The organism is Flavobacterium sasangense DSM 21067, from assembly GCF_000686885.1.
Taxonomy (GTDB): domain Bacteria; phylum Bacteroidota; class Bacteroidia; order Flavobacteriales; family Flavobacteriaceae; genus Flavobacterium; species Flavobacterium sasangense.
Window position 1 is genome coordinate 147346 of record NZ_JMLU01000001.1, and the last position, 21316, is coordinate 168661.

The window sequence follows — 21316 nt, forward strand, 5'->3', positions numbered from 1 at the left end:
TAATTAAAAATCTATCTAAAAGTAACAGAATAAAAAAGCTTAAAATAATTAAATATGGCAGCTATAATTTTTATTTTGTTACTTTTTGTGATTTTTGTTGGAGGTGGTTGGTTTATAGGCAGATCAATAGGCGGAATATTATTTAAAAATGATTCCGAAAACAACTATAATGCACCAATTACAAATCCTATAAAAACAAAAGAAAATCCAAACAAGAATAAAATTACCCCATCTCCTATTAAAATTTCAAAACCTAATTACAAAATCCCTTTAGAGGATATTATCAAAAAAATTGAAATTGTTAAATTTCAATCAAAAAACAACGAAACTTCTATTTACTTTAATAATGTAACTATGAGTCAATATAGGTTTTTACCTATGTATTATGATTCTGTTAATAATGATTTTTTAGGAATTAATTTTAAGATTTTAGGAAATACTATTTTCATCGAAATAGCAATTTCTGACAAAAAAATCAACATATTTAAAGGAACTGAATTATTTTTCTATTTCGAAAATAACGAAAGTGTAAAATATACATTCACAAACAGTTGTGTTAAAACACAAGATTACAATATAAACTTAATTATCCCAAAATTAAATGAGCTAGAATTATTTGCATTTCAAAATTTAGAATATTGGAGTCTAAAGAATCTTAAAAAAGGGATTGATATTGAAAGCGATAATACTTTTTTTGATTTAAAAAATAGAATGAACTCAAAAAAGGACTTTCAAGAAATTTTAAAGTTTTTAACTAATAAAATAGTTCAAGAATTAATAAATCTTAACAAAGGTAAATTAAAATAAGAATTTATTTTTAGAATCCCAATTTTCAGTTGAGAATTGGCGTTCTTTTTATAGCTAATCACTAGTTACTTTTCACTAATCACTTATTTCTTATACTTCAACGGCAAATGCACCACTTTCTTCGTTTCAAAAAACTCATCTGAAAAGAAATCAGATAAATTGTATTGAGTTGCTTTTGGAAAAGCTGCCAATTCTTCGGTTAAATCGCCACCTTTTAAATATAAAATTCCGTTGGCTAATTCGTGATTTTGTTTTTTAGCTACTTTGTCATCTACCCATTTTACAAAATCAGGCATATTAGTTACCGCACGACTTACGATGAAATCGAATTCTTGTTTTACTAATTCGGCACGTTTTTGTTCGGCTTTTACATTTTTTAATCCTAAACCTGCGGCTACTTCATTCACTACACGGATTTTTTTCGCAATAACATCAATCAAATAAAAATCAACTTCAGGAAATAAAATTGCTAATGGAATTCCAGGAAAACCACCACCTGTTCCCACATCCATAATTTTAGAACCTGGACGAAAATCAATAATTTTTGCAATCCCAAGTGAATGTAAAACGTGACGCGTATATAATTCGTCGATATCTTTTCGTGAAATCACGTTAATTTTGGCATTCCAATCTTCGTATAAACCTTGTAATTTTTGAAACTGAAGTATTTGATTATCAGATAAATCAGGAAATTGCTTTAAAATGGCTTCCATTCGTTAAATTTTACACAAAAATACGCTTTTTAGTGAATAAAAAATGACGAATATCATAAATGAAAAAATTATAATAATTATCTTTGACGAAATTTGAATTCACAATATATGAATACCACAGCCCCGATTTTTTCAAAAGAGGACAATCTGAAATTTTTCAGAACTTTAAATAAACGAGTAAACGACTATTTCAAAGAAAATAAAATCAACAAAACTGGAAACTGGAAATTACATTTAAAAACAATTGTAATGTTCGGTCTTTTCTTAACACCTTATTTCTTCCTGTTAGCTATGGATATGCCGTTTTGGGTATATTTATTATTAAACGTAGTAATTGGAGTTGGAATGGCAGGAGTTGGAATGAACGTAATGCACGATGGTAATCATGGTGCTTACTCTACCAAATCTTGGGTAAACAAATTAATGGGCGGAAGTATCTATATCTTAGCTGGAAATGTTTACAACTGGCAAGTACAACACAATGTTTTACACCACACGTATACGAACATCATTGGTCATGATGAAGATTTAGAAGCGGGAAGAATTTTACGTTTTTCTAAAACAGCTAAATGGTACAGCCACCACAGATTTCAACATTATTATTCTGTTTTCTTATACGGATTATTAACGTTCAACTGGGCTATCACTACAGATTTCTTACAGATGAAACGTTATTTAAAAAGACAATTATCTTACGGAGAAGCAAAAAGTCCTGCTTTTCAATGGACCACTTTAATTATAACTAAAACGATTTACTTCTCAATTTGGTTAGTATTACCAATGATTTTAGGAATTACTTGGTGGAAAGTTTTATTAGGATTCGTTGTAATGCATTATACTGCAGGATTAATTTTGAGTGTTGTATTCCAATTAGCTCACGTAGTAGAAGACACAGTAAATCCAATGCCAGATGAAAACGGAGAAATCGAAAACACTTGGGCCATTCACCAATTGTTTACAACAGCGAACTTCGCACCAAAAAACTGGATTGTAAATTATTATACAGGTGGATTAAATCACCAAATTGAACACCATATTTTCCCAAATATAAGTCACATTCATTACAATAAAATTGCTGAAATTGTAAAACAAACGGCAGCGGAATGTAACTTACCGTATCACGAGTTCAAAACTACTCGAGCGGCTATCGCATCTCACTTCAAGCATTTGAGAGAACTAGGAAGAAAACCACAATTAGCATAATAAAATAAAGAGACGCGAGGAATCGCGTCTTTTGTATTAACTATAATAACTAACACACAATGAACCCGTTATCGGACAGAATCAACAACTTAGCTGTTTCACAAACATTAGCAATGGCAGCTTTGGCAAGAGAATTAAAAGCACAAGGAAAAGACATTATCAGCCTTAGTTTAGGAGAACCAGATTTCAACACTCCTGAATTCATTAAAGAAGCTGCAAAAAAAGCTATCGATGAAAACTACAGTACGTATACTCCAGTAGAAGGTTACTTAGAATTGAAAGAAGCGATTTGCAAAAAATTCAAAAGAGATAATAATTTAGACTACAAACCATCACAAATTGTAGTTTCTACAGGAGCAAAACAATCGTTATACAACATTGCACAAGTAATGTTAAACGATGGTGACGAAGTAATTCTTCCAGCTCCATATTGGGTTTCGTATTACGAAATTATCAAACTTTCTGGCGGAGTTCCGGTTGAAGTTCCCACTTCTGTTGAAAGCGATTTCAAAATTACACCAGAACAATTAGAAGCAGCCATCACGCCAAAAACAAAAATGATGTGGTTTAGTTCGCCTTGTAATCCAAGTGGTTCGGTTTACAATCGTGAAGAATTAACAGCTTTGGCCAAAGTTTTAGAAAAACATCCACACGTATATGTAGTTTCTGATGAAATCTACGAACATATCAACTTTTCAGGAACATTTTGCAGTATTGGCTCTATTCCTGGAATGTTAGAAAGAACGATTACAGTTAACGGAGTTGCGAAAGCTTTCGCAATGACAGGTTGGAGAATTGGCTACATCGGAGCACCAGAATTCATCGCAAAAGCGTGTACAAAAATTCAAGGTCAAGTTACTTCAGGAGCAAATTCTATTGCACAAAGAGCTACAATTACCGCAGTTGAAGCAGACCCAAGCGTATTAAACGAAATGGTAACTGCTTTCAAAAATCGTAGAGATTTAGTTGTTGGATTGGTAAAAGAAATTCCAGGATTTAAATTAAATGTTCCAGAAGGTGCGTTTTATGTTTTCCCAGATGTTTCTTCTTACTTTGGAAAAACATTGAAAGGTCAATTAATCAAAGACGCTACTGATTTCTCAATGTTCCTATTAGCAGAAGCAAATGTGGCGACTGTAACAGGAGACGCTTTTGGAAATCCAAATTGTATTCGTTTCTCATACGCAACCAGCGAAGCTTTATTAAGAGAAGCTATGAGAAGAATCAAAGAAGCAGTTTCTTAAAAAAAGAAAAAAACAATTCAACACGAATTGCACGAATTGGCACTAATTAATTGGTGTAAATTAGTGTAATTCGTGTTTTTTTATGCCCTAAATTCTTGAAAAGTAAATTCAACTATGTTTTCCTACAAGGATTTAAGGATTTAAAACAATTAAAAAGAATCAGTAAAAATCCTTATAATCCGTGGCAAAAAAAGGGATTCATTTAAAAAAATCAAATCAGAATTAGAAATCTTGGATTTTTTATAAGAACTTTGCACACTTTTTTTCGGCAAATCCCGAAAGATTAAAGATTTAGAAATGAAATCGCCACAACAAAAAGATTGCGTAAGCAATCACAATTTAAAAAAAGCGATTCCATATGTTACCTCTGAAAAATTATAATCAGAACATATGAAAAAGAAGATTGAAATTTTAGCACCTGCAAAAAACTTAGTACAAGGAATTGCTGCAATAAATAGTGGTGCCGATGCGGTTTATATTGGCGCTCCTTTATATGGCGCTCGTTCAAACGCAACCAATTCTGTGGAAGATATTGCCGAATTGGTAAAATACGCGCACTTGTTTAACGCTCAGGTTTTTGTGGTTATCAATACGATTTTATACGATAACGAATTAGAACCTTGTCGTCAATTGATTTGGAAATTGTATGATATTGGCGTAGATGCTTTAATCATTCAAGACATGGCGATTATGGAAATGGAGTTGCCTCCTATCGTATTGCATGCCAGCACGCAAACCAATAATCGTGATGCCGATAAAATTAAATTCTTAGCGGATGCTGGAATCAAACGTGTGGTTTTAGCGCGTGAATTGAATTTAAGTCAAATCAAAGAAATCCACGAAACTACAGATGTGGAATTAGAATTCTTCGTAACCGGTGCTTTGTGTGTTTCGTTTAGCGGAAATTGCTATATGAGTGTTGCCAATGGCGAACGTTCGGCAAACCGTGGTTCTTGTGCACAAAACTGTCGTTTACCTTATAATTTAATTGACGGAAATGGCGATACTTTAATTAAAAATAGTCACTTACTTTCGATTAAAGATTTTGATGTTTCCAACCAAATTCCAAATTTAGTGGAAGCCGGAATTGTTTCGTTCAAAATTGAAGGTCGTTTGAAAGACATGGTTTATGTAAAAAATAACGTTTCCTATTTACGTCAGAAATTAGATGCTTTCTTGAACGAAAACAGCGATAAATACACCAAAGCTTCTTCTGGAAAATGTACGTATTTGTTTGATTCTTCATTAGATAGAACGTTCAATCGTGGTTACACTGATTATTTTGTAAACGAAAGACATCAAGCCATTGGTTCTTGGGAAAGTCCAAAATCAAAAGGGCAATACATTGGAAAACTGATTAAAACGGTTGGAAATGCTTACGAAATCGAAAACGGTGAATTACTAAATAATGGTGACGGATTGTGTTTTATCAACGAAAACAACGAAGCCGAAGGAATTTACGTGAACCGTGCCGAAAACGGATTTGTATATCCAAACGTATTGAAAGAAATCAAAGAAGGTACTTTCATTTATAGAAATAACGATGCGGCTTTCATTAAATTAGTAGAACGTGAAGATAGTGCGGTTCGAAAAATCAGCACAACTTTACTATTAAAAGAAAACGAAAATGGTTTTGAATTAATCGCAACTGACGAAGATGGAAATGTAAGTGTTGTACATTTGGCTCACCCAAAAGAACAAACAAAAAACAACGAATCTTTAGCTGAAAACTTCAAAACTAATTTAGCTAAAACAGGATTTACGCCTTATACTGCTGATGAAATTACAATTGAATTTTCTGGGAATTGGTTTCTTCCGATTTCAAAAATCAATGAAATGCGAAGAACGGTTTACGAACAATTATCGGAAATTCGTTTGAAAAATTATGTTCGAAAAGAACACCAATTGGTAAAAACATCACATCCTTATCCAGAAACAAAATTGGATTTCATGTACAATGTTGCCAACAAAACCGCTCGTAAATTCTATGAACGCCATGGTGTAACTGAAATTGAAAAAGCGTTCGAATTACAATGGGATCCAGGAAAATCCCGTGTAATGACTACCAAATATTGCATCAAATATGAATTAGAGCGTTGTCCAAAATACCACAGAGAAAACATGGACAAAAAGCTAAAGGAACCTTTAGTTTTGAAACAAGGCGAATTGGAATACAAATTAAAATTCAATTGCAAACCTTGTGAAATGGAAATTTGGGAAAAAGATGCCGAATTTGAAATTGAAGAAGATCACTTTCATTAATATAGAAACCGATGTATAACGCATCGGTTTTTTCTTTTCTAGAAAACCAAAATTAAATTGTATTTTTGGAGTAATGCAATCCATTTTAGAAAATATCGCCAAACATGTTACGCTAACACCTGAAGAGCAAGAATTGTTTTTGTCTAAAACCGAAACCAAACAATTCAAAGCCAAAACCATTTTATTGAGTGCGGGCGAAGTGGCGACTTGCACGTATTTTGTGAATTCGGGAATTTTGAGAAGTTTCAATATTAATGATAACATCATTGAACACGTTTTACATTTTGCTTGCGAAGGTTGGTGGATTGGCGATATGTACAGCTACATTTCGGAAAAACCAGGTAATCTATTCATAGAAGTTCTAGAAGATGCCGAAGTAGTAATCATTACCAAAGAAAACCATCAAAAACTTTATCAAGAAATTCCGAAATTAGAACGCTTCTTCAGAATTTTAGCCGAAAACTCCTTAGTTTCTCACCAAGAACGTTTAATGGATAATTTGAGTTTGACCGCTGAAGAACGTTTTGAAAAATTTTGTTCTAAATATCCTACCTTAATTCAGAAAGTTCCTCAAAAACATATTGCTTCATACATTGGCGTTACACCCGAGTTTTTTAGCAAAATGAAAGCTCGCTTACTGAAAAAATAATTTCTTAATCTAGGTTAAGTGCTCTTCCCTATTCATAGGTGTAAATTTGTATCATAATAATTACTAAATTTATAGAATATGAAAACGATAGTACATAAAGCAAATGAAAGAGGTCATGCTAACCATGGTTGGTTAAATGCGTATCACAGTTTTAGTTTTGCCAATTGGTATAACCCTGAAAAAGTACAATTTGGAATGCTTCGCGTTTTGAACGACGATACCATTGCAGCTGGAATGGGTTTTGGAACCCATCCACACGATAATATGGAAATTATCACGATTCCATTAGAAGGTGATTTGGCTCATAAAGACAGTATGGGAAATGGCACGACTATTAAAAGTGGTGACATACAAGTAATGAGTGCCGGAACTGGAATCCAACATAGCGAATTCAATCCAAATCACAATCATCACACAAAATTGTTTCAAATTTGGTTGTTTCCAAAATATAGAAATGTGGAACCTCGTTACCAACAAATTACGTTAGACAAGTCGTTAGAGAAAAATGATTTTGCACAAATCTTATCTCCAAATCCAGATGATGCTGGAGTTTGGATTCATCAAGATGCATGGTTTTATTTAAGTGATTTTGACAACGGTTTTTCAAAAAAATTAAATTTGAAAAAAGAAGGAAATGGTTTCTACGTGATGAATATTGAAGGGGAAATCGAAGTAAATGGTGAAAAATTAGAAAGAAGAGACGCAATCGGAATTTGGGAAACCAATGAAATCGAAATCAAAGCGAATTCTAATGCGAAGTTTTTGGTAATGGAAATTCCAATGGAGCAATAAATTAATCATTTCAACATTCAAAATTCCTTGTTGAATGTTCCAAGTTTAAAATGTTGAATATTCAATTTTGAATAACGAATGTTGAAATTTAAAAAAAGAATTATGACCGAAGAAGTACATCTTAGAATAAACGACAACAAAGGTGCTTTTTACATTGAAGTAGAAGGCAAACAAGAAGCTATGATGACCTTTGTTTTTGCTGGTGAAGATAAAATTATTATTGACCATACTGAAGTAAATCCAGGAAATGAAGGTAAAAGTTTTGGTAAAAAAATGGTAATAAAAGCTGTGGAATTTGCAAGAGAAAAAGGAATCAAAATCTTGCCTTTGTGTCCGTTTGCGAAAAGTGTTTTTGATAAAACTCCTGAATTTAGAGACGTATTATAAATTTAAAACGACATAATCATGGATCCAAAGAACCTAAAAAAAGAATATACAAATGGTGAAGTAACCATTGTATGGCAGTCTGGAAAATGCACTCATTCTGCAAATTGTGTTAAGAACAATCCAGATGTTTTTAAACCAAAAGAACAACCTTGGATTACACCTGATAATTCAACTACAGAAAAAATTATTGAAACCGTTAACAAATGTCCTTCGGGAGCATTAACTTATTATTTGAACAAGAATGACTAAAAAAATTATCGCTTTCGGAGCTTCTTCAAGCAAGCAATCCATAAATAAACAATTGGCAACTTTTGCTGCTAACCAATTTCAAAATGTTTCTGTTGAAATTTTAGATTTAAACGATTACGAAATGCCTATTTTCTCTGTTGATAAAGAAAAAGAAAACGGAATTCATCCTTTAGCACAAGAATTTTATAGCAAATTAGGAAGTGCTGATTTAATCATTATTTCGTTTGCCGAACATAACGGAAATTACTCTAGTGCATTCAAAAATATTCTAGATTGGACTTCACGTATTAACGCCAAAACCTTTCAAGAAAAACCAATGTTGTTATTAGCAACTTCCCCTGGTGCTCGAGGTGGAAGTTCGGTTTTAGAAATTGCTTCAAAACGTTTTCCGTTTCAAGGTGGAATTGTAAAAGGTAGTTTTTCATTACCAAGTTTCTACGAAAATTTTGATGTGATAAATGGGATTATCCATCCAGAATATAAAAATCAATTATTGGAAATTGTAAATTCAACTGAATTCTAATAAAAATGTTATTTTTGCCACTCAAGAAAAACTTGAAACTTTAAACTTGAAACAAAATTTATGAAAGCATACGTATTTCCAGGTCAAGGAGCACAATTCACAGGAATGGGTAAAGATTTATATGAAAACTCCCCTTTAGCAAAAGAATTATTCGAAAAAGCCAATGATATTTTAGGTTTCAGAATCACCGATATCATGTTCGAAGGAACGGCTGAAGAATTGAAAGAAACTAAAGTAACCCAACCAGCCGTTTTTTTACACTCAGTAATTTTAGCTAAAGTTTTAGACGTAAGACCTGATATGGTCGCTGGCCATTCTTTAGGAGAATTTTCTGCTTTAGTAGTAAACGGTGCTTTATCATTTGAAGACGGATTAAAATTAGTTTCTCAAAGAGCAATGGCAATGCAAAAAGCATGTGAAATTACTCCTTCTACTATGGCAGCCGTTTTAAACTTAGACGACAAAATCGTAGAAGATATTTGTGCTTCAATTGATGGAGTTGTAGTAGCCGCAAATTACAACTGTCCAGGGCAATTAGTAATTTCTGGAGAATACAAAGCAGTAGAATTAGCTTGCGAGAAAATGAAAGAAGCCGGTGCAAAACGTGCTTTAATTTTACCTGTTGGTGGTGCTTTCCACTCACCGATGATGGAACCAGCAAGAGAAGAATTAGCTGCAGCTATAGAAGCAACTACTTTTGCTACACCAACATGTCCTGTATATCAAAACGTTACTGCAAATGCGGTTTCTGATGCAACAGAGATTAAGAAAAACTTGATTTCGCAATTAACAGGAGCTGTAAGATGGACTCAATCGGTACAACAAATGATTGCTGATGGAGCAACAAGTTTTACGGAAGTTGGTCCAGGAAAAGTATTAGTTGGATTAGTAAATAAAATAAACAAAGACGTAGAAACAATTTCTGCTTCTTTATAAAATAAAAATACTTTTAAAATAGAATTCCTCATGAAGTTTATTCGTGAGGAATTTTTTATTTTTGAGAAAAAGAAAATATGGAAAATCTAATTGCTTTGTTCAAATCAATTGAAGCGGCTAAAGTCATTTCACCCGAGATTGATTACTCTGAATATGTTCGCTTGAATCTATCTGTAACTAATCCTGAGTTGAATCAACATAAATTAGAGACCGCTCAAGATTATGAAATTTTCATACAAAACCATTTAGATAAAAATCAAGGTAAAATTGCTTTTGGTGGCTACATTGAAACCCGAAATTTATATCAAAGAAGCACAGTTTTTAAAAACACGAATTCAGACGAACGTAATATTCACATCGGTTTGGATTTATGGATTAATGAAGCAGCTTCAATTCACGCTGTTTTAGATGGAACCATTCACAGTTTTCAAAACAATACCGCTTTAGGTGATTATGGTCCAACTATTATTTTGGAGCACGAAGTTGAAAGTATCAAATTTCACACGCTTTATGGGCACTTGAGCGAAGCAAGTTTAATCGGGAAAAAAGTTGGTGATATCGTAAAAAAAGGAGAACAAATTGCGACTTTAGGATTACCACCTATCAATGGTGATTATGCACCGCATTTGCATTTTCAAATCATCATCAACATGGAAGGAAAAGCAGGAGATTATCCGGGAGTTTGTAATGAAAAAACACTCTCGTTTTACAAATCAAATTGTCCAGATCCTAATTTACTTTTGAAGATTATTTAGAAAATTTGGCATCAATTTTGTAACTTTATTTTCATTAAATCAATTCAACCATGAGAAAAATATTTTTAGGAATTGCAGTTGTAGCAGTCTTATTATCTTGTAAAGAAGAAACGAAAGAAAAAGTAAAAGAAGCTTCTGAAGCAGTAGGTGCTGATTTAAAACAGGCTACTGATTCAGCTAAAGTAAAAGCTAAAAAAGCAATAGATTCTTCAAAAATAGGTGAAAAAGCAAAACACATTATTGCTAAAGGAGCCGAAAAAGTGGAAGAAGGCGCTAAAAAAGTAAAAGAATCTGTAGAAGAATAAAAAAATCCCAAGTAGTTAGTACTACTTGGGATTTTATTTTTACTTCACTTCTATTTCGTATTTCTTCTCAACTGATTTTTCCTGATTCATTTTTTTTGGTCCAATTGGAAATCTAACGTCAACGTGTTTAGATGCAATAGTTCCATCTTTTTCTAACGTATCGGCTCTATTAGCTACCATATTCCATGAAAAAGAAACATTCGATCTACCGTTTTGTAATTCTTTTACTTTAAAACCATTTTTTGTTTTTTCGGTTACATAAACTCCGTTACAATCACCTTCTAATTGAATAAAAACCTTCATTGGATGTCTTTCATCAACAAAAATATGATCGCTCATTAATTCATCTATTTTAATATATGCTTCACCGTTTACTAATTTTCCAGTTCCAAAATCTTCAAATAAAATTTCTGGTGTTTCCGTTGCGTGAAGAATTCTATTGTTTCCATTTCTATCTTCTACCATTGTAGATAAAGAACCGCCACCTAAAACTTTATATGACGTATTATTATTTCTTGCTCCAACAAAAACATAATCGGTTGTTGATGTGTTCGCGTCAAAATATCCACCATAAGTAACATCTCGCCTAGCAGCACTGCCTCCAGTAAAATAATCAACATCTTTACCTGCTATTCTAGCAAAAGGTCCATTACTTGTACTTAAATTATCGTCTTGATCGTATTCAAAATAAGCCGAAAAATAATCAACTCCATTTCCTTTACCAACACCTCTAACATGTAAACCAGTGGTTCCTTGTCCTGAAACCCCTATCGATTCTCCCGGCAATTCAGTAAAAGTTGTTCTTCCTCCAACTCCTAAAACCCCTATTACAGTTGAAGTTGCATTCGCAGCTAAAGCGGCACTAATTCCAATTACACCTCTACCTCCGTTAGGATCTAAATTTCCACCATCAATTACAAATTGAGTATTGGTTGCGTTTAAAGCCCTAATAGTTCTTTGCGAATTATTACTATTAACAAAAAGACCTATTTGTCCAGCACCAGCATTAATTGTTGTTAACGTATTAGTAATCGGAGTTGTATTTGTTCCTAAAATGACCTGGCCGTCGTTTTCAACAGTAACTCTGTTCGTATTATTTGTTCTGATTTGGAAATTTTGATTATCAATAGTTCCTAAAAAATTAGTAGTTGGATTGGTGCCTGTATTTCCTGTTAAAGACCAATCTTGGCTTGCCGCTAATGGAGCAGATTTCAAAGCCACCCATTCTGTTCCTGACCAATAATAAAATCCAGGAGAAACAGCTGTTATTCCTGCTCCAGCAGTTGCCGTATTGAAAACAAGCACTCCAGTTGCAATTGGAGCTGGTCCAACAGGCGCCACAACATTAGTAGCTGTAAGAGCAACCCTTGGAATTAATAATCCTCTCGAATTGCTTTCAATTTGAAATTCAACTCCGTTCTGAATATTAGTTGTTCCAATTCCAACCTGTGAGAATACATTTAAAGTAAATAAGAAGCTTGTAACTAAAAATAATGTCTTTTTCATAATCTGTATGTTTTAATTACTTGCAGTTACGAAAAGAACAAAAGATTGGTTTTCTTAATTTAGAAAAAAGTACGTTTTTAACTTTTGTTTATTTATTTCTGATTTTCTGTTCCCATTGCCAAGCGCTTGACAAAGCTTCTTCTAAAGAATATTGAGCTTTCCAACCTAAAATAGCATTAGCTTTATCGGTATTTGCATATGCTTCAATTACATCGCCTTCTCTTCTACCCACAATTTGATAATTTAATTTTTGATTGGACACTTTTTCAAAAGCATTAATTACTTCTAAAACAGAACTCCCAGTTCCGGTTCCTAAATTAAAAATTTCTACTTTTTCTGAGTTTTGTTTTTTCAACAAACGTTGTAATGCTATTACGTGTGCTTTTGCTAAATCTACAACATGAATGTAATCGCGAATTGCGGTTCCATCAAAAGTTGGATAATCACTGCCAAAAACAGATAGCTTTTCTCTGAGTCCTATAGCAGTTTGTGTAATAAAAGGAACTAAATTTTGTGGAACACCTAAAGGTAATTCGCCAATTTCAGCTGAAGGATGCGCTCCAATAGGATTAAAGTAACGTAATAAAATAGAATTGATGCTAGTTACTTTTGCAACATCAGTTATAATTTCTTCACCTATTTGCTTCGTGTTTCCGTAAGGTGACATCGCAACTTGAATAGGAGCATTTTCGGTAATTGGCATTTTTTCGGCTTGACCGTAAACGGTACAAGACGAACTAAAAATAAAATGAGCTTCTGGCTTTCTCTGTAATTCTTGTAATAAGTATACTAAAGAATTGATATTGTTTTCATAATACAACAAAGGATTTTCAACACTTTCTCCCACCGCTTTTGAAGCAGCAAAATGAATAACTCCTGAAATATCTTGGTGTTTAGAAAAGAAATTTTGAACAGCCGATTTATCTCGCAAATCGATATTTTCAAACAAAGGTTTTTTTCCTGTAATTCGCTCAATTCCGTCCAAAACATCAATAGATGAATTAGAAAGATTATCAATAGCAATTACTTCAAAACCTTCATTTTGTAATTCAACAACTGTGTGAGAACCTATAAAACCTAAACCGCCTGTAACCAGTATTTTCATTCTTTTTTATTAAATTGAGAAACGCGATAAATCGCGTCTCTCAAATATGAATTAAACAAATTCTAAAACCGAATCTGTAATAAATTTAATTTGTTCGTCATCTAACTCCGTGTGCATAGGCAATGCAATGACTTCCTTAACTAATTGATTTGTTACAGGGAAATCAGCTTCGTTATAACGAGCATCTGCATAGGCTTTTTGACTGTGTAATGGAATTGGGTAATAAATTGCACATGGAATTCCTTTTGCTTGTAAATGCTCTAATAAACCATCACGTTTTCCATTCATAATACGGATTACATATTGATGAAATACGTGACAATCACAAGATTCACAAATAGTTGGAACCCAAATATTAGGGTTTTTTCCAAGAATTTCTGAATACTTTCTTGCAGCATCCTGACGTGCTTTGTTGTATGCATCCAAATGTGGTAATTTCGCTTTTAAAACTCCAGCTTGGATACTATCTAAACGCGAATTCACTCCTACTACATCATGATGGTATCTTTCGTACATTCCATGGTTTACGATTCCTCTGATTTTATGTGCTAAAGCGTCATCATTCGTAAAAATCGCTCCACCATCACCATAACAACCTAAGTTTTTAGATGGGAAAAATGAAGTTGCAGCCACATGTCCAATAGTTCCTACTTTCTTTTTAGAACCATCTTTTGAAGTGTAATCTGCTCCAATAGCTTGAGCATTATCTTCGATAACATATAAATTATGTTCGCGAGCAATTTCCATAATCGCATCCATGTTTGCAGCACGACCGAATAAATGTACCGGAACAATTGCTTTTGTTTTTGGCGTAATGGCTTTACGAATTCCGTCAAGCGAAATGTTCATATTGTTCATGTCTACATCTACTAAAACTGGAGTTAATTGTAATAATGCAATCACTTCCACTGTAGCTGCGAATGTAAAATCGGCTGTAATTACCTCATCACCTGGTTTCAAATCCAATCCCATCATGGCTATTTGTAACGCATCGGTACCGTTAGCACATGGAATTACGTGTTTTACTCCCAAATATTTTTCTAAATCGGCCTGAAACTGGTGAACCAAAGGTCCGTTGATGTATGTATTTGTATCTAAAACCTCTTGAATAGAAGCATTCACCTCTTCTTTTATTTTTTCGTATTGACTTTTTAAGTCAACCATTTGTAATTTTCTCATTGAAAAATAAGTTTAAAAGTTTAAAGTTTAAAAGTTTAAAGTGAAATCACCTTCGTTTTTACTTTTAACAAGAACAAAAATAGTCAATAATTGATTAGTTGGCAATGAATTTTCATAAAGAAACTGTATTTTCGCAATAGATATTTACCAACATGTTATTTCTATATAATTTAGTAGTCATTTTAGCCTCACAACTTTTGAAGCTTGTTGCTCATTTCAGTCCAAAAATGAAACTTTTTGTTGATGGACGAAAATCGGTTTTTCAAACTTTGTCTGATAAAATTCAATCTTCGGATAAAACCATTTGGTTTCATGCGGCTTCATTAGGTGAATACGAACAAGGTTTACCTGTAATTGAAGCAATCAAACAACAATTCCCAAATCATAAAATTGTGGTTACTTTTTTTTCGCCTTCGGGTTATGAAGTTCGAAAAAACAATACAGTTGCTGATGTTACGGTTTATTTGCCTTTGGATACGATTTCGAATGCGAAACAATTTATTCAGTTGGTTCATCCCGAAATGGCATTTTTCATTAAATACGAATATTGGCCAAATTATCTGAACGAATTAAAAAAACAGCAAATCAAAACCTATTTGATTTCTGGAATTCTTAGAGAAAATCAAGCGTTTTTTAAATGGTATGGCGGATTTTACAGAAACGCTTTAAAAACATTTGATTACTTCTTTGTTCAGAATGAAAGTTCAAAAAAACTACTTCAAAGTATCGGATTTAACAATGTAAAAGTTTCTGGCGATACGCGTTTTGATCGTGTGGTTTCAATTTTAGAACGTGATAATTCATTAGATTTTATCGAACAATTCAAAGACAACAAAACTACAATCGTAATCGGAAGTTCATGGCCAAAAGATGAAAGTTTATTGATTAATTACATCAATCAGAGTTCGGATGATGTGAAATTTATTATTGCACCGCATAATATTAAACAAGAGCAAATTCAGGAATTGAAAAATGCTATTACTAAAAAGATTGTTTTATTTTCTGAAAATGTTGAGACAAGGCATGCCTTGTCTTTACAAGAATATTCTGTTTTTATAATAGATACTATTGGAATTTTAACCAAAATTTATTCGTATGCCGATATTGCCTATGTGGGTGGTGGTTTTGGAAATCCGGGAGTTCATAATATTTTAGAACCTGCGACTTTTGGAGTTCCGGTTGTCATTGGACCAAATTATTCCCATTTTGCTGAAGCCACGGCATTGGTAAATATGGAAGGTTGTATTTCGATTCAGAATCAAACGCAACTTAATGAGGCTTTTGATTTATTGCTTCACAACGAAGACGAACGATTAGAAAAAGGGCACATTTGCAGCACATTTGTTCAAATGAATAAAGGAGCCACGCAAACGATTATAAATCATATTTTGGACTAATGACAAGCTTCAAACCATTAGAAATTGTAGATATTGAAATCATTACCCAAATGATGCGAGATTTCTATGAGATTGACAATTATCCAATGAATGTTGAAGTAGCTAAAACTTTATTTCAAGAATTTATTACCAATGAACATCTTGGGAAATCTTGGTTGATTTATTCCGAAAATGAAATTGTGGGTTATATCATTCTCACTTTTATTTTCAGTTTTGAATATGGCGGAAAAATTGCTTTTGTAGATGAATTATTCATCAAAGAAACCGCTCGCGGAAAAGGCTTTGGAAAAGAAGCGATTCAATTTATTCAGCAAGAAGTTCCTAAATTATCGTTAAAATTACTGTATTTAGAAGTCGAACCGCACAACGAAAACGCACAAAAATTGTATCTTGCACACGATTTTGAACTTCACAATAGAAAATTAATGAAGTACAAAGTCACTAAATAAAATTATACCTATGAAATTTTTAAAATTACTACTTGTTTTATTTGTTATCCAAGTTCAAGCGCAACAAGGAGGCATGTGGATTCCTTCGTTATTGAAAGGAACCAACGAAAAAGAAATGAAAGCTTTAGGAATGAAAATTAGTGCCGATGATATTTATTCGGTAAATAATTCCAGCTTAAAAGATGCTGTTCCTCATTTTGATGGCGGTTGTACCGCAGAAATGATTTCTCCAAAAGGACTTTTATTAACCAATCATCACTGTGGTTATGACAACATTCAAAGTCATTCTACTGTTGAACATGATTATTTAACGAATGGTTTTTGGGCTTACAAAATGGAAGACGAGTTACCAAACAAGGATTTAACGGTAACATTCATCATCAAAATTGAAGATGTAACTACAAAAATCTTTGAAGGTGTTTTAAATCTTCCTTCCGAAAGTGACAAACAAAAGAAAATCCAACAAAATATCGCGGCTTTAAATAAAAGTTACTCAAGAGAAGCTTGGCAAGAAACAATGATTCGTGCTTTTTACGATGGAAATCAATACTTATTATTTGTAACTGAAACTTTTAAAGATGTTCGCCTAGTAGGTGCACCACCAAGTTCAATTGGAAAATTTGGTTCGGATACTGATAACTGGGTTTGGCCTCGTCACACAGGAGATTTCTCTTTGTTTAGAGTTTATGCAGACAAAAACAATCGTCCAGCTGAGTATTCAAAAGACAACGTTCCTTATACTCCAAAACACTTTTTCCCAGTTTCAGCAAAAGGAATTCAGGAAAACGATTTCACCATGGTAATGGGTTATCCAGGAAGAACTCAGGAGTATTTACCATCATTCGCAGTAGAACAAATTGTAAATGATTTGAATCCGGCTAAAATTGAAATTCGTGATGCTGCTTTAAAAGTACAAGATGGCTTCATGAGAAAAGACAATGCGATTAAAATTCAATACGCGTCTAAATATGCTGGAGTTGCGAATTATTGGAAAAAATGGATTGGAGAAACTAAAGGTTTGAAAAAATCGAATGCAGTTGCCTTTAAACAAGATTTCGAAAAGAAATTCCAAGAAAGAGTTAACAAAGCAGGAAAACAAGCCGAATACGGAACTATTTTAGCAGATTTCGAAAAGAACTACAAAGACATTAGAGAATATGCCATTGCAAGAGATTACTTTACAGAAGTTGTTTTACGTAATTCAGAAATTTTATCTTTTGGATACCGTTTGTACCAATTAGAGCAAGTGTATAACACTAAAGGCGAACAAGCTTTTAACGATAGAAAGAATAATTTAATTTCAGGATTCGAAGGTTTATATAAAGATTACAGCGCTCAAGTGGATGAAAAAGTTTTCGAACAATTGATTAATTTATATGCTACGAAATCACCAAAACAGTTTTTACCTGAAACATTGAACAATATTAATGCTTCAACTTTAACTACAAGTGTTTTTGGTTCTTCGAAATTAACTAGCTTTAATGGTTTGAAAGAATTATTGAATGGTGATGCTAAGTCAGTTTTAGAGAAATTAAATCAAGACAAAGGTTACCAATTAGTAAAATCAATTGCGGATAGTTACCAAAAGAATGTAGCTCCTAAGTTTGATGAAATTAATTTAAAAAACATCGCATTACAAAGAACCTACATGAAAGGAATTATGGAATTCTTCCCTAACGATAGAATTTTCCCTGATGCGAATAGTACGTTACGTGTAACTTATGGAAAAGTAAAAGGCTATAAACCAAGTGATGCTGTTATTTACGAACCTGTGAGTTATTTAGATGGAGTGATTGAAAAATACATTCCAGGTGATTACGAATTTGACGTTCCAAAAAAATTAATCGATTTGTATAACGCAAAAGATTACGGAAGATATGCGGATAAAAACGGAAAAATGCCATTAGCGTTTATTGCAACCAATCATACTACAGGAGGAAACTCTGGAAGTCCAGCTTTAGATGCAAAAGGAAACCTAATCGGATTGAACTTTGATAGAGTTTGGGAAGGTACAATGAGCGACATTTATTATAGTCCAGAAATCTGTAGAAACATCATGGTTGATGCACGCTACATTTTATTTGTGATTGATAAATTTGCAGGAGCTAAAAACCTTATCGAAGAGATGACAATTGTTTATCCTAAGTCACAAAAAGCCAAATAATTACAAATATTTTTAAAAATAAAAAGTTTGGCACACCATTTGAAATAAAGCATTTCGGAATCCAGAGAAAAAAAATGAAAAAAAATGTTCAAAAATATTTTGACATGTTAAAAAATTTATATCTTTGCTCCGAATTAATAATTAACCTTTATAATTTAGTAAGATGAAAAAAGTTGTTTTAAGTTTAGCAATTGTTGCTGCTATGTTCGTTTCATGTAAAGAAAATGCTGCTGAAGAAACTCCAGCTGTTGACTCAACTGTAGTTGAAACTCCTGCTGTTGAAGAAGCTCCTGTAGCTGATTCTACTGCTGTAGTTGCTGATTCTGCTGCTACTGCTGCACCTGCTGCTGAAGCTGCACCTGCTAAGTAATTTATTGCTGACAGAAAAAATCAAGCTCCACAATGTGGGGCTTTTTTTTAAACATATAGAGAAGAGAATAGTGCAATCCTATTCAAAATAAAATTTTAACCTTTTATAATTAAAACAAAATGAAAAAAGTTGTATTAAGTTTAGCAGTTGTTGCTGCTATGTTCGTTTCTTGTAAAGAAGCTGCTGCTGAGGCAGAAACTGCAGTTGATTCTACTGCTACTGAAGTAACTGAAACTGTTGAAGCTGTTGCTGACTCTACTGCTGTAGTTGCTGATTCTGCTGCTGCTAAAGTTGAAGGAGCTGCTACTGAAGCTGTTGAAGCAGTTAAAGAAGAAGTAAAAAAATAATTTTAAATTATTTTATAATAAAAAGCCTTGCAGTGCAAGGCTTTTTTTATTCTGACGGTCCAAATATATCTTCAGCAGAAGAAAAATCCAAAAACTCTGCTTTATCTGCATATTTTACTATTTCATCAATCCCTTTTTGAAGCAGCAATTGGGTCGTATATCTTCTACTAACAGCTATTTCGTGCTCATCCAATATCAATCGAAAGAAAAACTTTCCGCTAGACGATTTAAAACGCATAAAAACGCATCGTTCTAAAGAAGTTTTAAGTTTTTCTATCTCCTCTTCACATTCAAAACGCAATTCGAAATCGTTGCTCGTAAAAATCGTTTTTCCTTTTCTGGAAACAAACTCATATTTATAAACTCCACTTAATCGTTGTGCGATTACAAATGTACCCATATAGTTGTGATTGATAATTTTATAAAGAATTCTTTAAAGATAATAGAAAATTCTAAACTAAGAATTTTATAAACAAAAAAAGCTCCGAACAATGTTCGGAGCTTTTGTACTCAAGGCGGGAGTAAAACCACCGCAAAAATACATTTTATAGCTTCCTACTATTCAAGGGCAAAAATACACTATTCACTTGAGTAATGCAATTTTATTGACTTTTTTATAAAATTAATTTTATGTTTTAAATTGTAATTGATTTTATTTAATTGCAATTTGCCGTACAAATACCGTACAAATTATTTACATTTGTATTACTAAAGGCAAACGTATGGCAACTATTAATTTTTTATACCGTTCAAATAAAGACAAATCAAATCTAAATTTGAGATTACTATACAGAAAAAACGGTATTGATTACGTTATTGGTGGGGTTTCAAAAATTGAAGTTTCAAAAGAATATTGGAGCAAATACCACAACTCAAAACGTATTTCGGATATTGATATCAAAAACCTACAAACTGAAGTTAATAACAAAATTTCAGACCTTGAAAACTACATTTTAAACGAGTTTGAAAACACTATTGAAGAACCAAACAAAGACTGGTTAAAAAGAACTATAAATGAATACTACAATCCTACACCAGTTGAAACAATTCCAAACGAATTGGTTAATTATTTTGAGTTCTTCAAAGACCGTAAAAAAAGCGAAATAACAGAAAGTACAGAAAAAAAATATAACACAATTAAAGCACTTTTAAAGAAGTTTGAAACCTCAACAAACAAAAAGTTTTTAATCAAAGACGTAAACGAAAATTTCAAAAAAGCCTTTGAAGACTTTTGTAATAAAAATCAATATTCACACAATACAATTGCAAGGGCGTTAAGAAGTATAAAAACCATTTGTAAACACGCACAGCATAACGGCATCGAAGTAAGCCACCAGTTAGACGGCTTAAAAGCAAAGTACAAAGAAACTGATAATGTTTATTTGACTTTTGAAGACCTTAACAAAATTGAAACAATAGAACCAAGTAAGTTAACTGAAAGCCTTAACAATGCGAAAGACTGGTTAATTATTAGTTGCTATACTGGTCAAAGAGTTTCAGATTTTATGAATTTTACAAAAGACCAAATTAGAATTGAAGACGGTAAGCACTTACTGGAGTTTACTCAAAAGAAAACTACTAAAAACATGACTATTCCAATACACAAAAAAGTACTGGAAATATTAGAAAAAAGAAACGGACATTTTCCAAAACCAATTTCAGACCAAAAGTATAATGATTACATAAAAAAAGTTTGTGAAATTGCTGAACTTAACGAAATAGTCAAGGGAGGTAAAAAAACAGAAACTGCACCCGAAAGCAAAGTTTACCGTAAAGAAGTCAAAGAGTTTCAAAAGTGGGAATTGGTAACCTCACATATTGGTAGACGCTCTTTTGCTTCAAACTTTTACGGAACTATTCCAACTACTTTTTTAATTTACATTACAGGACATACAACAGAAAAAATGTTCCTTAACTACGTCGGAAAAAGCAATAAAGACTTAGCAATTGAATTAACAAAATACTTTTAATTTG

At 32.7% G+C, this 21316-nt stretch carries 23 protein-coding genes; 18 read left to right on the forward strand and 5 right to left on the reverse strand.

The window, feature by feature from the left end:
- The first annotated feature begins 54 nt into the window (after nt 1-54).
- Nucleotides 55-807 carry a hypothetical protein gene (locus tag BP92_RS0100705; protein WP_026724275.1) on the forward strand — a complete coding sequence of 251 codons (753 nt, stop codon included), beginning with the start codon at nt 55-57 and terminating at the stop codon, nt 805-807.
- An 83-nt stretch (nt 808-890) separates the two neighbouring features.
- Here the strand turns inward: BP92_RS0100705 and rsmG are convergent, their stop codons facing one another.
- Entirely contained in the window at nt 891-1520 is a 630-nt protein-coding gene (gene rsmG, locus BP92_RS0100710; protein WP_026724276.1) for a 16S rRNA (guanine(527)-N(7))-methyltransferase RsmG, read from the reverse strand.
- A 108-nt stretch (nt 1521-1628) separates the two neighbouring features.
- On the opposite strand from rsmG, the gene BP92_RS0100715 reads away from it, so the two are divergent.
- The 11 genes from BP92_RS0100715 (at nt 1629) to BP92_RS0100765 (ending at nt 10825) form a co-directional block, all read left to right on the forward strand.
- Nucleotides 1629-2723 (forward strand): fatty acid desaturase family protein, encoded by a 1095-nt coding sequence (locus BP92_RS0100715; protein ID WP_026724277.1) that lies wholly within the window; start codon nt 1629-1631, stop codon nt 2721-2723.
- 59 nt (nt 2724-2782) lie between these two features.
- Complete coding sequence (locus tag BP92_RS0100720) at nt 2783-3967, forward strand: pyridoxal phosphate-dependent aminotransferase (protein ID WP_026724278.1); 1185 nt, start codon at nt 2783-2785, stop codon at nt 3965-3967.
- 390 nt (nt 3968-4357) lie between these two features.
- The gene (locus BP92_RS0100725; RefSeq protein ID WP_026724279.1) at nt 4358-6229 is read left to right on the forward strand and encodes a peptidase U32 family protein; all 1872 of its coding nucleotides are present in this window, start codon (nt 4358-4360) and stop codon (nt 6227-6229) included.
- A 73-nt stretch (nt 6230-6302) separates the two neighbouring features.
- The gene (locus BP92_RS0100730; protein WP_026724280.1) at nt 6303-6878 is read left to right on the forward strand and encodes a Crp/Fnr family transcriptional regulator; all 576 of its coding nucleotides are present in this window, start codon (nt 6303-6305) and stop codon (nt 6876-6878) included.
- Nucleotides 6879-6956: 78 nt separating this feature from the next.
- Entirely contained in the window at nt 6957-7670 is a 714-nt protein-coding gene (locus tag BP92_RS0100735; protein WP_026724281.1) for a pirin family protein, read from the forward strand.
- 102 nt (nt 7671-7772) lie between these two features.
- A complete protein-coding gene (locus tag BP92_RS0100740) occupies nt 7773-8057 on the forward strand; it encodes a GNAT family N-acetyltransferase (RefSeq protein ID WP_026724282.1) in 285 nt (94 codons plus the stop codon).
- A gap of 18 nt (nt 8058-8075) precedes the next feature.
- Nucleotides 8076-8306 carry a (4Fe-4S)-binding protein gene (locus BP92_RS0100745; RefSeq protein ID WP_026724283.1) on the forward strand — a complete coding sequence of 77 codons (231 nt, stop codon included), beginning with the start codon at nt 8076-8078 and terminating at the stop codon, nt 8304-8306.
- Nucleotides 8299-8829: an NADPH-dependent FMN reductase gene (locus BP92_RS0100750; protein WP_026724284.1), complete on the forward strand. Its 531-nt coding sequence runs from the start codon at nt 8299-8301 to the stop codon at nt 8827-8829. Before BP92_RS0100745 ends, BP92_RS0100750 begins: the two co-directional genes overlap by 8 nt.
- 60 nt (nt 8830-8889) lie before the next feature.
- Nucleotides 8890-9765, forward strand: coding sequence for an ACP S-malonyltransferase (fabD, locus tag BP92_RS0100755; protein WP_026724285.1), 876 nt, complete (start codon nt 8890-8892; stop codon nt 9763-9765).
- A gap of 77 nt (nt 9766-9842) precedes the next feature.
- The gene (locus BP92_RS0100760; RefSeq protein ID WP_026724286.1) at nt 9843-10520 is read left to right on the forward strand and encodes a peptidoglycan DD-metalloendopeptidase family protein; all 678 of its coding nucleotides are present in this window, start codon (nt 9843-9845) and stop codon (nt 10518-10520) included.
- Between the two features lie 50 nt (nt 10521-10570).
- The gene (locus BP92_RS0100765) at nt 10571-10825 is read left to right on the forward strand and encodes a hypothetical protein (RefSeq protein WP_026724287.1); all 255 of its coding nucleotides are present in this window, start codon (nt 10571-10573) and stop codon (nt 10823-10825) included.
- A 39-nt stretch (nt 10826-10864) separates the two neighbouring features.
- Here BP92_RS0100765 and BP92_RS16595 read toward each other — a convergent pair whose 3' ends face one another.
- The 3 genes from BP92_RS16595 to BP92_RS0100780 all read right to left on the reverse strand — a co-directional run bounded on the left by BP92_RS16595 (nt 10865) and on the right by BP92_RS0100780 (nt 14615).
- Entirely contained in the window at nt 10865-12331 is a 1467-nt protein-coding gene (locus BP92_RS16595; RefSeq protein WP_026724288.1) for a hypothetical protein, read from the reverse strand.
- Nucleotides 12332-12419: 88 nt separating this feature from the next.
- The gene (gene galE / locus BP92_RS0100775) at nt 12420-13436 is read right to left on the reverse strand and encodes a UDP-glucose 4-epimerase GalE (RefSeq protein WP_026724289.1); all 1017 of its coding nucleotides are present in this window, start codon (nt 13434-13436) and stop codon (nt 12420-12422) included.
- Nucleotides 13437-13487: 51 nt separating this feature from the next.
- Nucleotides 13488-14615, reverse strand: a complete 1128-nt coding sequence (locus BP92_RS0100780) for a DegT/DnrJ/EryC1/StrS family aminotransferase (RefSeq protein WP_026724290.1) — start codon at nt 14613-14615, stop codon at nt 13488-13490.
- A gap of 152 nt (nt 14616-14767) precedes the next feature.
- On the opposite strand from BP92_RS0100780, the gene BP92_RS0100785 reads away from it, so the two are divergent.
- The 5 genes from BP92_RS0100785 to BP92_RS0100805 all read left to right on the forward strand — a co-directional run bounded on the left by BP92_RS0100785 (nt 14768) and on the right by BP92_RS0100805 (nt 19342).
- Nucleotides 14768-16012, forward strand: coding sequence for a 3-deoxy-D-manno-octulosonic acid transferase (locus BP92_RS0100785; RefSeq protein ID WP_026724291.1), 1245 nt, complete (start codon nt 14768-14770; stop codon nt 16010-16012).
- Nucleotides 16012-16461, forward strand: coding sequence for a GNAT family N-acetyltransferase (locus tag BP92_RS0100790; protein WP_026724292.1), 450 nt, complete (start codon nt 16012-16014; stop codon nt 16459-16461). Before BP92_RS0100785 ends, BP92_RS0100790 begins: the two co-directional genes overlap by 1 nt.
- Nucleotides 16462-16471: 10 nt before the next feature.
- On the forward strand, nt 16472-18625 hold the full coding sequence (locus BP92_RS0100795) for a S46 family peptidase (protein WP_026724293.1): 2154 nt from the start codon (nt 16472-16474) through the stop codon (nt 18623-18625).
- A 163-nt stretch (nt 18626-18788) separates the two neighbouring features.
- Nucleotides 18789-18995, forward strand: a complete 207-nt coding sequence (locus tag BP92_RS0100800) for a hypothetical protein (protein ID WP_026724294.1) — start codon at nt 18789-18791, stop codon at nt 18993-18995.
- A 119-nt stretch (nt 18996-19114) separates the two neighbouring features.
- Nucleotides 19115-19342: a hypothetical protein gene (locus BP92_RS0100805; RefSeq protein WP_026724295.1), complete on the forward strand. Its 228-nt coding sequence runs from the start codon at nt 19115-19117 to the stop codon at nt 19340-19342.
- 46 nt (nt 19343-19388) lie between these two features.
- Here the strand turns inward: BP92_RS0100805 and BP92_RS0100810 are convergent, their stop codons facing one another.
- A complete protein-coding gene (locus BP92_RS0100810) occupies nt 19389-19742 on the reverse strand; it encodes a YegP family protein (RefSeq protein ID WP_026724296.1) in 354 nt (117 codons plus the stop codon).
- 322 nt (nt 19743-20064) lie between these two features.
- On the opposite strand from BP92_RS0100810, the gene BP92_RS15570 reads away from it, so the two are divergent.
- A complete protein-coding gene (locus BP92_RS15570; protein WP_051604336.1) occupies nt 20065-21312 on the forward strand; it encodes a phage integrase SAM-like domain-containing protein in 1248 nt (415 codons plus the stop codon).
- Nucleotides 21313-21316 lie beyond the last annotated feature (4 nt).

Coding starts and splice junctions, on each gene's coding strand:
- BP92_RS0100705 (WP_026724275.1), top strand. CDS start 55: ATGGCAGCTATAATTTTTATTTTGTTACTTTTTGTGATTTTTGTTGGA.
- rsmG (WP_026724276.1), bottom strand. CDS start 1,520: ATGGAAGCCATTTTAAAGCAATTTCCTGATTTATCTGATAATCAAATA.
- BP92_RS0100715 (WP_026724277.1), top strand. CDS start 1,629: ATGAATACCACAGCCCCGATTTTTTCAAAAGAGGACAATCTGAAATTT.
- BP92_RS0100720 (WP_026724278.1), top strand. CDS start 2,783: ATGAACCCGTTATCGGACAGAATCAACAACTTAGCTGTTTCACAAACA.
- BP92_RS0100725 (WP_026724279.1), top strand. CDS start 4,358: ATGAAAAAGAAGATTGAAATTTTAGCACCTGCAAAAAACTTAGTACAA.
- BP92_RS0100730 (WP_026724280.1), top strand. CDS start 6,303: ATGCAATCCATTTTAGAAAATATCGCCAAACATGTTACGCTAACACCT.
- BP92_RS0100735 (WP_026724281.1), top strand. CDS start 6,957: ATGAAAACGATAGTACATAAAGCAAATGAAAGAGGTCATGCTAACCAT.
- BP92_RS0100740 (WP_026724282.1), top strand. CDS start 7,773: ATGACCGAAGAAGTACATCTTAGAATAAACGACAACAAAGGTGCTTTT.
- BP92_RS0100745 (WP_026724283.1), top strand. CDS start 8,076: ATGGATCCAAAGAACCTAAAAAAAGAATATACAAATGGTGAAGTAACC.
- BP92_RS0100750 (WP_026724284.1), top strand. CDS start 8,299: ATGACTAAAAAAATTATCGCTTTCGGAGCTTCTTCAAGCAAGCAATCC.
- fabD (WP_026724285.1), top strand. CDS start 8,890: ATGAAAGCATACGTATTTCCAGGTCAAGGAGCACAATTCACAGGAATG.
- BP92_RS0100760 (WP_026724286.1), top strand. CDS start 9,843: ATGGAAAATCTAATTGCTTTGTTCAAATCAATTGAAGCGGCTAAAGTC.
- BP92_RS0100765 (WP_026724287.1), top strand. CDS start 10,571: ATGAGAAAAATATTTTTAGGAATTGCAGTTGTAGCAGTCTTATTATCT.
- BP92_RS16595 (WP_026724288.1), bottom strand. CDS start 12,331: ATGAAAAAGACATTATTTTTAGTTACAAGCTTCTTATTTACTTTAAAT.
- galE (WP_026724289.1), bottom strand. CDS start 13,436: ATGAAAATACTGGTTACAGGCGGTTTAGGTTTTATAGGTTCTCACACA.
- BP92_RS0100780 (WP_026724290.1), bottom strand. CDS start 14,615: ATGAGAAAATTACAAATGGTTGACTTAAAAAGTCAATACGAAAAAATA.
- BP92_RS0100785 (WP_026724291.1), top strand. CDS start 14,768: ATGTTATTTCTATATAATTTAGTAGTCATTTTAGCCTCACAACTTTTG.
- BP92_RS0100790 (WP_026724292.1), top strand. CDS start 16,012: ATGACAAGCTTCAAACCATTAGAAATTGTAGATATTGAAATCATTACC.
- BP92_RS0100795 (WP_026724293.1), top strand. CDS start 16,472: ATGAAATTTTTAAAATTACTACTTGTTTTATTTGTTATCCAAGTTCAA.
- BP92_RS0100800 (WP_026724294.1), top strand. CDS start 18,789: ATGAAAAAAGTTGTTTTAAGTTTAGCAATTGTTGCTGCTATGTTCGTT.
- BP92_RS0100805 (WP_026724295.1), top strand. CDS start 19,115: ATGAAAAAAGTTGTATTAAGTTTAGCAGTTGTTGCTGCTATGTTCGTT.
- BP92_RS0100810 (WP_026724296.1), bottom strand. CDS start 19,742: ATGGGTACATTTGTAATCGCACAACGATTAAGTGGAGTTTATAAATAT.
- BP92_RS15570 (WP_051604336.1), top strand. CDS start 20,065: ATGGCAACTATTAATTTTTTATACCGTTCAAATAAAGACAAATCAAAT.